This is a genomic window from Rahnella sp. GSA61A, from assembly GCF_019969905.1.
Taxonomy (GTDB): Bacteria; Pseudomonadota; Gammaproteobacteria; order Enterobacterales; family Enterobacteriaceae; genus Rahnella; species Rahnella aceris.
Genome location: NZ_JAHXYO010000007.1, coordinates 129,667 through 144,274, shown reverse-complemented (window position 1 = coordinate 144,274; position 14,608 = coordinate 129,667). Strand labels below are relative to the sequence as shown.

General features: G+C 54.2%; 14 protein-coding genes. 7 read left to right on the top strand and 7 right to left on the bottom strand.

What is annotated here, in order from left to right; genetic code table 11:
• Positions 1 to 105: 105 nt before the first annotated feature.
• Positions 106 to 450, top strand: a complete 345-nt coding sequence (locus LC431_RS11510; RefSeq protein WP_014333641.1) for a DUF4156 domain-containing protein — start codon at positions 106 to 108, stop codon at positions 448 to 450.
• Positions 451 to 638: 188 nt separating this feature from the next.
• Here the strand turns inward: LC431_RS11510 and epmB are convergent, their stop codons facing one another.
• Complete coding sequence (gene epmB / locus LC431_RS11505; RefSeq protein ID WP_112198357.1) at positions 639 to 1,667, bottom strand: EF-P beta-lysylation protein EpmB; 1,029 nt, start codon at positions 1,665 to 1,667, stop codon at positions 639 to 641.
• A gap of 38 nt (positions 1,668 to 1,705) precedes the next feature.
• On the opposite strand from epmB, the gene efp reads away from it, so the two are divergent.
• The 3 genes from efp to LC431_RS11490 all read left to right on the top strand — a co-directional run bounded on the left by efp (position 1,706) and on the right by LC431_RS11490 (position 2,749).
• Positions 1,706 to 2,272, top strand: coding sequence for an elongation factor P (efp, locus tag LC431_RS11500; RefSeq protein WP_013573742.1), 567 nt, complete (start codon positions 1,706 to 1,708; stop codon positions 2,270 to 2,272).
• A gap of 95 nt (positions 2,273 to 2,367) precedes the next feature.
• Positions 2,368 to 2,496 carry an entericidin A/B family lipoprotein gene (locus tag LC431_RS11495; RefSeq protein ID WP_013573743.1) on the top strand — a complete coding sequence of 43 codons (129 nt, stop codon included), beginning with the start codon at positions 2,368 to 2,370 and terminating at the stop codon, positions 2,494 to 2,496.
• 118 nt (positions 2,497 to 2,614) lie between these two features.
• Complete coding sequence (locus LC431_RS11490) at positions 2,615 to 2,749, top strand: entericidin A/B family lipoprotein (protein WP_013573744.1); 135 nt, start codon at positions 2,615 to 2,617, stop codon at positions 2,747 to 2,749.
• Positions 2,750 to 2,838: 89 nt separating this feature from the next.
• Here LC431_RS11490 and blc read toward each other — a convergent pair whose 3' ends face one another.
• The 5 genes from blc to frdA form a co-directional block, all read right to left on the bottom strand.
• Positions 2,839 to 3,363: an outer membrane lipoprotein Blc gene (gene blc, locus LC431_RS11485; protein WP_013573745.1), complete on the bottom strand. Its 525-nt coding sequence runs from the start codon at positions 3,361 to 3,363 to the stop codon at positions 2,839 to 2,841.
• Positions 3,364 to 3,487: 124 nt separating this feature from the next.
• Entirely contained in the window at positions 3,488 to 3,847 is a 360-nt protein-coding gene (frdD, locus tag LC431_RS11480) for a fumarate reductase subunit FrdD (RefSeq protein WP_013573746.1), read from the bottom strand.
• A gap of 9 nt (positions 3,848 to 3,856) precedes the next feature.
• A complete protein-coding gene (gene frdC / locus LC431_RS11475) occupies positions 3,857 to 4,267 on the bottom strand; it encodes a fumarate reductase subunit FrdC (protein WP_037034293.1) in 411 nt (136 codons plus the stop codon).
• 11 nt (positions 4,268 to 4,278) lie between these two features.
• Positions 4,279 to 5,004 (bottom strand): succinate dehydrogenase/fumarate reductase iron-sulfur subunit, encoded by a 726-nt coding sequence (locus LC431_RS11470; RefSeq protein WP_191996300.1) that lies wholly within the window; start codon positions 5,002 to 5,004, stop codon positions 4,279 to 4,281.
• Position 5,005: 1 nt separating this feature from the next.
• Positions 5,006 to 6,805 carry a fumarate reductase (quinol) flavoprotein subunit gene (gene frdA, locus LC431_RS11465; RefSeq protein ID WP_013573749.1) on the bottom strand — a complete coding sequence of 600 codons (1,800 nt, stop codon included), beginning with the start codon at positions 6,803 to 6,805 and terminating at the stop codon, positions 5,006 to 5,008.
• A gap of 283 nt (positions 6,806 to 7,088) precedes the next feature.
• Between frdA and epmA the strand changes: the two genes are divergently transcribed.
• The 3 genes from epmA to LC431_RS11450 all read left to right on the top strand — a co-directional run bounded on the left by epmA (position 7,089) and on the right by LC431_RS11450 (position 11,149).
• The gene (gene epmA, locus LC431_RS11460; RefSeq protein WP_013573750.1) at positions 7,089 to 8,066 is read left to right on the top strand and encodes an elongation factor P--(R)-beta-lysine ligase; all 978 of its coding nucleotides are present in this window, start codon (positions 7,089 to 7,091) and stop codon (positions 8,064 to 8,066) included.
• A 265-nt stretch (positions 8,067 to 8,331) separates the two neighbouring features.
• Positions 8,332 to 9,696: a uracil-xanthine permease family protein gene (locus tag LC431_RS11455; protein WP_200223785.1), complete on the top strand. Its 1,365-nt coding sequence runs from the start codon at positions 8,332 to 8,334 to the stop codon at positions 9,694 to 9,696.
• A 94-nt stretch (positions 9,697 to 9,790) separates the two neighbouring features.
• A complete protein-coding gene (locus LC431_RS11450) occupies positions 9,791 to 11,149 on the top strand; it encodes an 8-oxoguanine deaminase (RefSeq protein WP_223509824.1) in 1,359 nt (452 codons plus the stop codon).
• Positions 11,150 to 11,214: 65 nt separating this feature from the next.
• On the opposite strand, the gene mscM is transcribed toward LC431_RS11450, so the two are convergent.
• The gene (mscM, locus tag LC431_RS11445; RefSeq protein WP_013573753.1) at positions 11,215 to 14,583 is read right to left on the bottom strand and encodes a miniconductance mechanosensitive channel MscM; all 3,369 of its coding nucleotides are present in this window, start codon (positions 14,581 to 14,583) and stop codon (positions 11,215 to 11,217) included.
• Between the last annotated feature and the right edge of the window lie 25 nt (positions 14,584 to 14,608).

Here is a 14,608-nt window from a genome sequence, read left to right as displayed (position 1 = left end):
TTTTACCGATAGCACAAACTTGGGTATGCGTGGCAACGGATGCCTAAGAGAGCCAGGTGTTTTCTGATAGGCTTTATGTGATTACAAAAACAAATGGGGAAAGTGATGCGGATTAAAATGTTACTGGGCCTGTCAGCTATCGCGCTGCTTGCCGGGTGCAGTACCACTCATCAACTGGATGCAGCGGGCCAGCAGGTGAAATTCACGGACGACAAACCAGGCGCAAATTGTCAGTTGCTTGGCGAAGTCACCGGTGCCCAAAGCAACTGGTTCTCCGGTACCGGCGGTGACGGCAGCTCCATGCGTGGCGCAGCCAATGACCTGCGTAACAAAGCGGCAGCGATGGGCGGCAACACCATTTATGGTGCCAACAGCCCGTCCCAGAACTTCCTGTCCAGCTTTGCACCGGTTGACAGCAAAATGGTCGGTCAGGTTTATAAGTGCCCATAGTCGCGTGAAGGCTATAAATACTAAAGGGATGCCAATGGCATCCCTTTTTGCGTTCCCTTTTCATACGTCAAGCCGCAGGTGCGTTGGCTACGTTCAGTCACCCGAATCACTTACCTGAGTAAGCTCATCGGGACTCCATCACTTGCCGCCTTCCTGCAACTTGAATTATTTGGGGTTGGAAGAACGTGTTAAGACTGCTTCAGCCGCAGATCCAGAATGGTTTTGCTCGGCTCGCCGCCAATTTCACGGGTCAGTTTCGGTACCATATAACCTGACACTTTACTCATCAGCCCTTTCATAATGACGCGCGCTTCGTCGTCGTTCACCATGAAATGCGCCGCACCCTGTACTTTATCCAGCACGTGGATGTAGTAAGGCAAAATACCCGCGTCAAACAGCGCGTTGCTCAGTGTCGCCAGCACATCAGCAGAATCATTTACGCCCCGCAACAACACGCTCTGATTGAGCAGCGTCACGCCATGGCTTTTCAGCTTCGCCATGCTGGCGCGCAATGCATTATCAATCTCATTGGCGTGATTGATATGCGTCACCATCAGCACCTGAAGACGTGATTTTTCAAGGCGCTGGCAGAAGGCATCCGTGATACGTGCAGGGATAACCACCGGCAAACGGGTATGAATACGCAGCCGCTTAATGTGCGCGATCTCTTCGAGTTCACCGATCAACCAGTCGAGTTCATGATCCTTGGCCATCAGCGGATCACCACCGGAGAAAATAATTTCATCGAGTTCCGGGCGAGTGCGGATATAATCCAGCGCCTGAACCCAGTTAGCCTTATTTCCCTGGTTGTCCTGGTACGGGAAATGACGACGGAAACAGTAGCGGCAATTTACCGCACATCCGCCTTTCACCAGTAACAGGGCGCGATTGCTATACTTGTGCAACAAACCCGGAACAACGCTGCGTTGTTCATCAAGCGGGTCAGTGGTAAAGCCCGGCGCGGCAATAAATTCCTCGCGTGCGGTCAATACCTGAAGCAATAAAGGATCCTGTGGATCGCCCGGCTGCATACGTGCCACAAAGGCGCGGGGCACGCGAAGCGGGAACAAACGACGGGCTTCACGCCCACTTTGCAGTTCTGCATTGTCGTTAAGTGCCAGAAGAGTAAGCAGTTCATCCGGGTCAGTGATAACATCGCCGAGTTGATACAACCAATCTTCTCTAAATGGCGTGTTTAGGGTTACAATGTTTGCCATTTTTTTGGCTAATACCAGTTTAAAATTAGAGGGCCATCATGGCGACTTATTCTAGCAACGATTTCCGTCCGGGTCTTAAAATCATGTTCGAGGGCGAGCCTTACGCTATCGAATCCAGTGAATTCGTAAAACCAGGCAAAGGCCAGGCTTTCGCACGCGTTAAAATGCGTCGTCTGCTGACCGGTTCCCGTGTAGAAAAAACCTTCAAATCTACTGACTCATGCGAAGGCGCTGATGTTGTAGATACCAACATGAACTACCTCTACAACGACGGTGAGTTCTACCACTTCATGCACCCTGAGACTTTCGAACAGCATCAGGTTGAAGAGAAAACTGTTTCTGACGCCTCTAAATGGCTGCAGGACAACGCAGAATGTATCGTGACGCTGTGGGATGGCCGTCCTATCGCTGTTCAGCCACCAAACTTCATCGAAGCTGAAGTTGTGGACACTGATCCTGGCCTGAAAGGTGATACCGCAGGTACCGGCGGTAAGCCAGCGACCCTGAGCACCGGCGCTGTGGTTAAAGTGCCATTATTCGTGCAGATCGGCGAAATCGTCCGTTGTGACACCCGCTCTGGCGAATACGTTTCCCGCGTTAAATAAGTTCTCAATACTTATTACGCCGGATGAAAGCTGCCACAGGTGAATGCCTGTCGCAGCTTTCCAGCCCCAACTTGTTGAATGGGATTATGTTTACCATGTTGAAGAAGATGATGTTTATCGTGGTTTCAGTGATGCTGCTGGCTTCGTTATCCGGCTGCAACACGGTTCATGGTTTCGGTGAAGACATCCAGCATCTGGGTGGCGCAATTTCCAAAGCAGGCTGATCCCTTCAGCCTCGTTTTACCAAATGTCTTAAAATCCTGCCTGTTCCCTTCTATATCCAGAAAATTAGCTACACTAAAAGTGTCGTACTTTACATTCTCTTATAGGAAGGAGATTTATATGCTGAAGAAAAGTATCCTCGCTATCTTGTCTGTTCTTATCTTGTCTTCTGCCTTAACAGCCTGCAACACCACGCGTGGCGTAGGTGAAGATGTGTCTGCCGGTGGGGAAGCCATTCAGAAAAGCGCGCAATAGCGAGCGAATAACGTTAAGTAAACTGATGTCTGCCTGCACGTTGATGCAGGCAGTGTTGTTTTTATGGCGCGAGTTTTATGGTGTAAGCATCAAGGCTGTTTCACCCACACCAGTTTGCTGGTATCAAATCCGTACTGCTGCGCCGTTTGCAGAAGTTGCTGCTTCACGCTGTCATCCAGCGTTGGCGTACGGGACAGGATCCACAGATAGCTTTTATCCGGTCCGCAGACCAGCGCGTAACGATAATCTTTATCCAGTTCTATGACGTTATAACCGCCATAGAACGGACCGAAGAATGACACTTTCAGCGCCGCGCGCGCAGGTGATCCGGTGAAGTAACCTTTGCCCTCACTTTCCTGCCATTTATTCTTCTGCGGATTAAACCCGCGATTAATCACTTTTACGCCGCCATCATCGCGCAGGCTGTAATTGGCGGTGACGCGTTCCAGTCCGCTTTCAAAACTATGGTCCAGTCTGGCGACTTCATACCAGGTACCGAGATAGCGGGTGAGTTCGAAATTATTGACGACTTTGACGTCAGCAGGCGGCGTTACGCTGCACGCGACTGACATAAGTGCTGTGATGATAACGCTGAGTTTTGACCAGATACGCATGGAGTTTCCTTCCTTAGTATGTTCTCTAAGTGTAGGTAACAAAAAAGAAAAAGGGAAAACCTGCGGATAAAGAATGAAAACAGCGGCCAGAGAGATGGCCGCTGGAAAGTCAGATCTTTGCGGATCAGAGGCGGATCAGCACGATAAGGGTGACGATACTTAAGATCGTCGCCAGCCCGTAGAACACCCATTTTCCGGCCGGAACGTGGACCTTCAGGTCGTGCATGCAGTGATGGATCCGGTGCAGACCGCACCACAGAGGCAGCACGATCATCAGCAGCAGGAACAGACGCCCGATCCCGCTTTGCGCAAATGCCAGCACGCGTGGATAGCTCAGTGCGTCGCCGGGGAAAAAGCCCAGCGGCAGCAGGAAGCACACCAGCAGAATCATCACCGGCGCAAAAATTGCGCTCCACATACCGCCCGCACCAAACAATCCCCAGAACACCGGCTCGTCTGAACGTTTAGGAAGAGTATTTTTCATGTCGCCTCCTTAAAGAAACAGTGCGATGACGAGAACAACCAGCGTCACAACGATCGTCACGCCCCAGAAACCGGCAATCACCGGTTCAGGTCCCATCTTTTTACCTTTCACCACCAGGATGGAGGCTTTCGGTGCCAGTTCGAACCAGGTTTTGGTATGCAACAGGGCCGCAAGCAGGGCGATCAGGTTAATCAGCAAGACCACCGGATTTTGCAGAAAATTCACAAAACCCGCCCAGCTTTCAGGCCCGTTACGTAACGAGCAAACCCCTGCCAGCAGTAAGAGACTGAACCATACTGCCGGAACCGCCGTGCCCTCACGCAGCATATAAAAACGGTAGAACGGTAAATTTTTCCACCAACTGGCTTTCATCTCACGCACGTAGGGTTTACGTTTGCTGCCCGTACTTTGAGTCGTCATATTTTCCTCCCTCATTGCGGTCTCAGCCTCGCGATCATGAAGTCTTTCGAACTTTCGACTTTGCCTTGCTGAATGGCGGCGGCAGGGTCGACGTGCTTCGGACAGACTTCGGAGCAATAACCGACGAACGTACAACTCCAGACACCATTCTGACTGTTGAGCTGTGGCATACGTTGTGCTTTGCCGTGGTCACGGTTATCGAGGTTGTAACGATGCGCCAGCGTGATAGCTGCCGGGCCGATGAATTCAGGATTCAGTCCAAACTGCGGGCAGGCGGCATAACATAAACCACAGTTGATACAGCCGGAGAACTGGTGATATTTCTCCATTTGCGCCGGAGTTTGCTTGCCCGGGCCTTCGCCGATCGTGCGGGTATTGCCGATAATGTAAGGTTTGATGGCTTCGAGGCTTTCGATAAAGTGGGTCATATCGACCACCAGATCACGTTCCACCGGGAAGTTCCCCAGCGCCTCAATCTGCATACCGTCCGGATATTCCCGCAGGAAGGTTTTGCACGCCAGCTTCGGCACCCTATTCACCATCATGCCGCACGAGCCGCAGATTGCCATACGGCACGACCAGCGATAGGAAAGGTCAGCGGCCAGATGATCTTTGATGTAGCCCAGAGCATCGAGCAGTGACGTTGTTTCATCGAAAGGCACGTCATACACCACCGGATGCGGCGCGCTGTCCGTTTCCGGGTTGTAGCGCATGATCTCAACCTTCAGGCTGCGCATTTTAGCCACGTGATTGCTCCTTATCTTTTTTATCGTGAGTCTCAGATTCCCCGCCGTACACGCGTTTTGCCGGTGGCAGCGTGGTAATTTTCACGTCGCCATATTCGAGGCGCGGGGCGGAATCTGGCTGATAAAAGGCCAGAGTATGTTTGAGGAAATTCACGTCATCGCGTTCGGTACAGCCTTCATCGAGACGCTGATGGGCGCCGCGTGATTCGCGACGATTGATGGCGGAATGCGCCATACATTCTGCTACTTCCAGGCCATGACCCAGTTCGATGGTATACAGCAGGTCGGTATTAAAGACACTGGAGGTATCCTGAATTTTCACCCGTTTGAAGCGTTCTTTCAGTTCGGCCAGTTTATCGATGGTTTTTTGCATCAGCTCGGTAGTGCGATAAATCCCGCAACCTTCTTCCATCGCCAGACCCATTTCGTCACGGATGGCGGCCCAGCTTTCGTCGCCTTCCTGTGCCATCAGCGCGGCAACACGGTTTTCGATATCACGCACCTGCGCATCGAGCGCGACGCTGTTGCCGGTGTCTTTGGCTTCAACTGCACGCTCTGCCGCTTTTTCACCGGCCATACGCCCGAACACCACCAGTTCTGCCAGTGAGTTTGAGCCGAGACGGTTGGCGCCATGCAGACCGACGGACGAACATTCACCGACTGCGAACAGACCTTTGATGCGGGTTTCACACTGTGCATCGGTTTCAATGCCGCCCATGGTGTAGTGCGCGGTAGGGCGAACAGGGATCGGGTCCGTAATCGGATCGACGCCGACATACGCTTTGGCCAGTTCGCAGATGAACGGCAGACGTTCACGCAGTTTTTTCTCGCCGAGATGGCGTAAATCCAGATATACCACGTCGCCACGCGGCGTTTCGATGGTGCGTCCGGCGCGCCATTCGTGCCAGAACGCCTGTGATACTTTGTCACGCGGGCCGAGTTCCATGTATTTGTTTTTCGGCTCGCCCAGAGGGGTTTCCGGCCCCATGCCGTAATCCTGCAGATAACGGTATCCGTCTTTGTTGACCAGAATACCGCCTTCACCGCGACAACCTTCTGTCATCAGGATGCCGGAACCCGGCAGGCCGGTCGGGTGATATTGCACGAACTCCATGTCGCGCAACGGAATGCCATGGCGGAACGCCATACCCATACCGTCGCCGGTGACGATACCGCCGTTGGTGTTGTAACGGTAAACACGGCCTGCGCCGCCGGTCGCCATGACCACGGCGTTGGCCCGAATTTGCACGCGTGTGCCTTCCATCATATTGATGGCGACGACGCCGCGTACCTGGCCTTCATCGACCAGAATATCGAGGACGAAATGCTCATCGAATCGTTTGATTTGTGGGTATTTCAGCGAGGTCTGGAACAGGGTGTGCAGCATATGGAAGCCGGTTTTATCCGCGGCAAACCAGGTGCGTTCGATCTTCATTCCGCCGAAGCGGCGAACATTGACGGAACCGTCATCCTTACGGCTCCACGGACAGCCCCACAGTTCAAGCTGGGCCATTTCAGTCGGGCATTGATGAACGAAATGATCCACCACGTCTTGCTCACACAGCCAGTCGCCTCCGGAAACGGTATCCTGGAAGTGAAAATCAAAGCTGTCGTGATCTTGCGTCACAGCGGCAGAACCGCCTTCGGCCGCCACGGTGTGGCTGCGCATTGGGTACACTTTCGAAATCAACGCGATATTCAGGTTGGGATTGGCTTCCGCTGCGGCTATTGCTGCGCGTAAACCCGCCCCACCTGCACCTATAATTGCAATGTCGGCGTTAAAGGTTTGCACTGCATTCCTCCACTATCATCAATGAGATCGGGTTTGAAACACCCGCGAAAAGCTCTTCATAATCGAAGAGTTAGTGAACCCCGATGACATACAGGCGCTGTCCCGGTGGCTGATATTCTTATTGTTTGTAAGAGAATTATTATACCAAAGGGGTAGTCATGGTAATTTGATGTGAATGCAGGTTTAGGCTTTCTCTGCATTGCGCTTCGTAAAATGAGATATTTGTTTGCCTGCGGGGATGCAGGTAGACTGCATGACTTTTCTGAATTCGGAGTAAATCACCATGAGCGAAACAGCAAGCTGGCAACCCAGTGCTCCCGTCGCCAATTTGTTGAAGCGTGCGGCTATCCTCGCTGAGATTCGACGTTTCTTTGCCGATCGCGGCGTACTGGAAGTTGAAACGCCAGCAATGAGCCAGGCCACGGTGACCGACATTCATCTGGTGCCGTTTGAGACGCGTTTTGTCGGGCCGGGTGCGGCTGATGGCATGACGTTGTATCTGATGACCAGCCCGGAATATCACATGAAACGTTTGCTGGCTGCGGGCAGCGGGCCGATTTATCAGATGGGACGCAGTTTCCGTAATGAAGAAGCCGGGCGTCATCATAATCCGGAATTCACCATGCTCGAATGGTACCGTCCGCGTTATGACATGTACCGTCTGATGAATGAAGTGGATGATTTACTCCAGCAGGTTCTCGATTGCGATAGCGCTGAAACCCTGTCTTATCAGCAGGCGTTTACCCGCCATCTCGGTGTGGATCCGTTATCCGCCGACAAAACGGAACTGCGTGAAGCGGCGGCAAAACTGGATTTATCCAACATTGCTGATACCGAAGAAGACCGTGACACCCTGTTACAGTTGTTGTTTACGATGGGTGTAGAACCGCACATTGGTCGCGACAAACCGACATTCGTCTATCATTTCCCGGCCACGCAGGCCGCTCTGGCAGAAATCAGTACGGAAGATCACCGCGTCGCCGAGCGTTTCGAGGTGTATTACAAAGGCATTGAGCTGGCGAATGGTTTCCGTGAACTGACGGATAGCCGTGAGCAGCGTCAGCGTTTCGAGCAGGATAACCGCAAACGCGCGGCACGCGGCCTGCCGCAGCATCCTGTCGATAACAATCTGCTGGATGCGTTAGAACACGGTATGCCGGAGTGTTCAGGTGTGGCGCTGGGCGTTGACCGCCTGATTATGATTGCGCTGGGTGCTGCCAGCCTGAGTGATGTCCTGGCCTTTCCGGTGACACGCGCCTGATGAGTGCTTAAGCCCTGTTCCCAAGGTCAGGGCTTCCTTCCACGACTTCCCTTTTTTGCCCCTTCATTGTGCAATAAACCCAAAACTGCACTTTTACTGAAACAAAAGTACCTAAATGACGCAGCGCTGATTTTAAAGTTTCAGTGCTGGCCCTTTCTCGCCAAGCGCCATAAACAGGGTCTTCTGCCTGAGTTAAGCTAAATTTTTTGCTGCTGGCCTGATTTATGCATTACCGGATCATCACTTATTATCCGGAAAACTCGTTATGTCAGAATCCAACGACAAAGAACTTCTTTATGGACTGGAAGAGCGCATTGCACCGGCACCGGCATTTTTCACCGCCATCCAGCACGTGCTGGCAAGCGTGGTCGGAATTATCACGCCGCCGCTGATTATCGGCTCGGTTCTCGGGCTGAATGCCTACTTGCCTTATCTGATCAGCATGTCTTTGCTGGCTTCCGGCATCGGGACATTTATTCAGGCGCGCCGGTTTATGTCGGTGGGCGCGGGGATGATTTGTTTGCAAGGTACCAGTTTTGCGTTTCTGGGGGTGATCCTCTCCGGCGGTATGTTGGTGAAAAGCCGCGGTGGCTCCCCTGAAGACATCATGGCGATGATTTTTGGGGTGAACTTTGTGGCGGCGTTTATCCCGCTGCTGGTTAGCCGGTTTATCGGGCAGATGCGCCGCGTGTTTACACCGCTGGTCAGCGGCACCGTAATCGCGCTGATTGGCATCAGCCTGATTAAAGTCAGCATTACCGACTGGGCGGGCGGCCATGGTGCCGCGAATTTCGGCGCACCGGTTAACCTCGGGCTGGGGGCGCTGACGCTGCTGGTGATTGTCGCCTGCAACCGCATCGACGTGCGCTGGCTGCGCCTTTCATCAATAGTTTTAGGCATTGTTGTCGGCTGTATCGCCGCTGCGCTGACCGGCCATCTGACGGTGAAACCTTTGCAGGGCGACTGGTTTGCATTGCCGCAACTGTTCCGTTTTGGTTTTAAGTTTGACTGGATTATTTTCGTGCCGATCGCGCTGGTATCGTTTATCAGCATCCTGGAAGCGGTGGGTGATCTGACCGCTAACTGCATGTTGTCGCAGCAACCGATTGAAGGAGAAAGCTTCCGTAAACGTCTGCAGGGCGGGATTCTGGCTGACGGTATCAGTTGCCTTATCGCCGCAGCCTTCTCGTCATTTCCTAACACAACATTTGCACAGAACAATGGCGTGATCCAGATGACCGGCGTCGCCAGCCGTTTTGTCGGCATGTATATTGGCGCGGTATTACTGGTGCTAGGCCTGTTTCCGTTTATCGGCGAAGTGTTGCAGCAAATTCCTGCGCCGGTGCTGGGTGGCGCAACGCTGGTGATGTTTGGCAGCGTGGTCGCGGCGGGTATCCGAATCATGACACAGTCTCCGGTCGGACGTCGTGAAATGCTGATAATTGCCATCGCCTTTGGCATCGGTCTGGGCATTGAAGCCGTGCCAGATGTGCTTGGTCAGTTCCCACCCATCGTTGGCAATATCTTCGGGCATGCCGTGACCAGCGGTGGCGTTATCGCTATTCTGCTCAATTTACTGATGCCTGCAGAACGCACCAGCGTGGTCGCGGAGGAGATCAAGGTTCACTGAAATTCTGCGCGTTGCGCCCCTGGATCAGCAGACAGGGCATAACTGAGCTGACTCACTTTTTGAATTTAATGTGACCTTAAAAAGGAAGTCAGACATGTCAGAGCAACGCACGTGGATCAAAAATCCGCTGGCGGTTTTTACCGCCAACTCACTGGATGCCCGTGGCGGCATCGTCACTGAAGGGCAGAAAATTGCTGAGTTGCTGACCGCGGGTCAGCCACCTTCGCAGCCGGTAGATCATATTTATGATGCCTCCGAGTCTGTACTGCTGCCGGGGCTGATTAACACTCATCATCATTTTTATCAGACGCTGACCCGGGCCTGGGCGCCCGTGGTCAACGTGCCGTTATTCCCGTGGCTGAAAAAACTTTATCCCGTCTGGGCGCGTTTAGGGCCGGAGGCGCTGGGTCTGGCAAGCCGCGTCGCAATGGCTGAACTGTTGCTCTCCGGTTGCACTACCACCACTGACCACCATTATCTTTTCCCGCAGGGCATGGAGGAGGCGATCGATGTGCAGGTGGGCGTCGTGCGTGAGCTGGGCATGCGTGCGTTACTGACGCGCGGCTCGATGAGTCTCGGCGAGGAGCAGGGCGGTTTGCCGCCGGAACAGACGGTCCAGTCGGGCGAGGTGATTTTGCAGGACAGCCAGCGCCTGATTGACCGCTATCATCAGCGCGGCGAGGGCGCGTGGATGCAGATTGCACTGGCACCTTGCTCGCCGTTTTCGGTCACCACCGAAATTATGCGTGAGAGCGCCAGACTGGCGCAGCGGGAAGATGTCCGGCTGCATACGCATCTGGCGGAAACGCTGGATGAAGAACAGTTTTGCCTGAAAATGTTTGGTCTGCGTACAGTCGATTATCTGGAAAGCGTTGGCTGGCTGAGTGACCGGACATGGCTGGCACACGGTATTCACTTTAACGACGACGAAATCCGCCGTCTGGGCGCGGCGGGCACCGGTATCTGTCATTGTCCGGTGTCGAATATGCGGCTGGCGTCCGGCATGTGCCCGACGCGGGATCTGGAGACCGCTGGCGTGCCGATTGGTCTGGGCGTTGACGGTTCGGCGTCGAATGACGCATCAAACCTGATGTATGAAGCGCGACAGGCGCTGTATCTGCAACGTCTGAAATACGGGGCGGAATATGTCACGCCGGAGCGAGTGCTGGGCTGGGCGACGCGCGGTTCGGCGAAGCTTATCGGTCGCGATGATATCGGGCAGATTGCCGTGGGCAAACAGGCTGATCTGGCGCTGTTTAAACTCGATGAATTACGTTTCAGCGGCAGTCATGATCCGATTGCCGCGCTGCTATTGTGTGGTGCGGAAAAAGCCGATCGGGTGATGATCGGCGGGAAATGGCGGGTGACTGACGGTGAAATTGTCGGCATGGATATCAAATCGCTGATCTCTTTGCACCGCAACGCTGCTGCAGCGCTAATCGCGGATCTGTAAACTCCATCAGCCAATGAGCTTAAAAAAGGGCAGAAGAATCTGCCCTTTTGCTGTTCTCTTTTCTCTTACAAATCGCCCGGTGAGCGCGAACTGTTTCCGCTGCGGCCACTTCCGCTGCTGCTGGTAAAGGTCGCGTTATTGCCATTTTGCGCGCGGTGCAGTGTTTCCATACGCACCTGGAATGGCGGGAATGGCAGTGTAATGCCGTGCTCGCGGAATCCAGCCAGGATCAGTTGGTGAATTTCATGGCGAAGCGGCATACGGTGCGCCATTTCAGCGGCATGCATACGCAGCTCGAAAATCTGAATCCCCTGCTGGAGATCCACCAGATAGGCTTCCGGCGCAGGCATATCAAGCACCAGCGAACAGCGATGCGCAGCGTTGAGCAGAATTTCTGTCACTTCTTCACTGTTGGCTTCCGACGGTGCAGGCACGGTTAGCACCACACGCGTGACGGAATCCGACAGCGACCAGTTGATGAACTGCTCGGTGATAAAGGCCTTGTTCGGCACGATAATCTCCTTGCGGTCCCAGTCAGCGATCGTCGTGGCACGGGTGTTGATCCTGGTGATACTGCCGGTCAGGTTGCGGATCGTTACGGTATCGCCGATACGGATCGGTTTTTCAAACAGGATAATCAGGCCGGAAATAAAGTTAGCGAAGATCTCCTGCAAACCGAAGCCGAGACCGACACCGAGTGCCGCCACCAGCCATTGCAGTTTTGCCCACTCGATCCCGATCAGCGAGAAACCGGTCAGGCCGCCAATCAGCAGCAATACGTATTTGGTGACGGTCAGTACGGCATAGCCGGTACCCGGCGTCAGATCCAGATGTTGCAGTAGCGCCAGTTCCAGCAATGCGGGCAGATTACGCACCAGTTGCGTGGTGATAATCAGCACCAGAATGGCGATCAGCACCGATCCGAGGGTGATCGGCTGCATGCTTTCCACCCCCTGAACCGTAGACGCAACCTGCCAGAGATGAATATTTTCCAGGAAAGAGAAGGCCGAGTGAATTTCAGACCACAGGAAGATCACCGAGATCAGCGCGATCAACGTCAGCAGAGAACGCACCAGCCGCAGCGACTGGGCAGAGATGGCATCCAGATCCACCACCGGTTCCTCAATCTCGACCGTGCCTTCATTGCTGGTGCTGATCTGATGGCCATCTTCCTCACCGCGGGCGCGTTGATTCAGCATTTCCGCACGGCGCTGCTTGGCGCGTTCGAAGGCGATACGACGTCGCTGAATCAGCATCCAGCGGCGGATAATGTGATAAATCACCAGCAACACGAACCAGATGGCGACCGAGGTTTCCAGGCGGGCCAGCAGCGCCTGTGAGGTCGCGAGGTAGCCCATCAGTGAAGCCAGCGCAGCGACAATCGGTGCGCCCAGCAGCATCCACCACAGCGTCTTGTTAATGATGTTTTCGCTGTTGCCTTTTTTATCGTGATACAGCGGAATGCCCGCGCGTTTCAGGCTATTGGTGACCAGTGCGACCACCAGACACAGAATCACGAAGCACAGACGTCCCAGCGTATTAGAGAACTCGCGATCGTTGAGATTATCGAAGGTAATCAGCGCCATAATGAGCGGCACCAGCACCCAGATCGACAGCGCGTAATAGCGCAGTGCCCTTGACACCGCACGCTGCGGCCAGCCGAAGTGTGCCACAAACAATCCCTGAGGATGTGCCAGCGCGGCACTGACCATAAACGCCCACAGGATTGGCAACGTCGCGGTGACGCCATCGCCGATCGCCACCGCAATCGGATACGGCCAGGCACTTTGCAGCCCGAATCCCAGCGCGGCCCACAGCACAGGTAACGGCATCGCCACCAGAATTGACCAGAACACGGTACGCAGGGTCAGCGAGAAATGATCCTGCGTGACTTTGCCGACTTTACTGCTGGCACGTTCCAGAAATGCATAATAGTGCTTGCGGGAACTGATGCTGATAATCACCAGAATCAGTGCGCCAAACAGCGGCAACAGTGTTTCTTTGCTGGTGACCATCATCATCGACGCGCCGCCAAGCTGGCTGAGCGAATCCAGCGAGACCAGCCGTTTCAGGTCATGCGCGACCTGCACCGGGTAAGAAATGCCGATGGCGCTGACGTCTGCCACCCAGAACAGATAACGGTGGGCGGCGTCATGTACGTCATTCAGCGCCTCCACCAGTTGGCTGTTTGCCACTTTCAGCTTGGTCAGTTCAAGAATTTGGGTATCGCAACCCGAGAGCAGGGAATTGAGCAAATCACGTTGCGTCCGCAACTGCGCATCCAGAATTTTTTGCTGATCTGTGGTGAGCGGTTTGCCATCGTCCTGCCGCGCCTGACGGTAAATAGCCTGCTTATCCAGCAAATCTTCATAGTGCAGACGCTGAACGCGCAACTGGCCCATATCGCGGTCAAGCTGTTGCGGTTTTGGCATATCCGGCAGACGCGCAACCTGCGCCCTCAGCGTTTCGCCAAGTAAATTAGACGCGCCAAGCCACTGCGCCTGTTCGCGAATGGTATTAATCGCCTGACGTACCTGCTGAGTCTGTGCAGCGGCCTGACGTTGTTGAGAGGAAATCAGGTCCATCCGCTGCGCCTGCTGATTCAGCGCCAGCGACAACTCGCGGTTTGCCTGTAACTGCTGACTGATCGAGTGTGGCAACTCGCCACTCTGTTCGGCCAGCAGCTCGGTTTTTTCCAGCGCCTGTTCGGCTTCCTGCTGACGTTGATTATTCAGCGTGTTGCGTAAAACCTGTAATTGCTGATCAAGAAAATCGGCGCGCTTTTTGTAGAGATCGGTGCGCATCCGCGACAATTCCTGCCGGTTATTGGCAGAAAGCTGAGCCAGTTCCAGTTCATCCACCTTCGCTTTGCGCGCTGCGGATTCGGCCTGAAGCGCGCTGAGTTGCGCCTGCGCCAGGGGTGAGGAGGTGGCCGCCGCTGTCGCCGCCTGTATGCGCTGATCGATGTCGCTCAGCGCGTTGCGGGCTTCGGATTGCTGTTGCGGGATCAGACTTAGTGAGTCGCTGATGTCGCGGGAACGATCCTGCTCCTGACGTAACTGGCGGGTTTCTTCCAGTTGCTGGCTGCTGACTTGCAGAATTTGCTGCTCGAGCTGAGCGGCTGAGATGCTGTTATCCAGCGCGGGTGGCTTGTCAGGCTGATTTCGCAATTCCTGGCGCAGGGCCTGCGTCAGTTTTGGAAAATCATCAATGACCTTTTGATATTCCGCCGTGCGCCCGGCTGAAACACTGGCTTCATTCAGCCAGTTGAGTGCGCTTTGCAGCGCCTCAACCACCTGCGTCTGATTGGCCATTTCTTTGTTGGCTTCCGCCTGTTTCAGCTCCTGTTTGAGCTGATCTTCAGTCGGGGCTGCACCCGCCATCAATGGCAGGGACAGCAGTAAACTCATCAGCAGGGCGGGGATCAGGCGCACTCGGTCACATCCTTTTTCTCAGTTC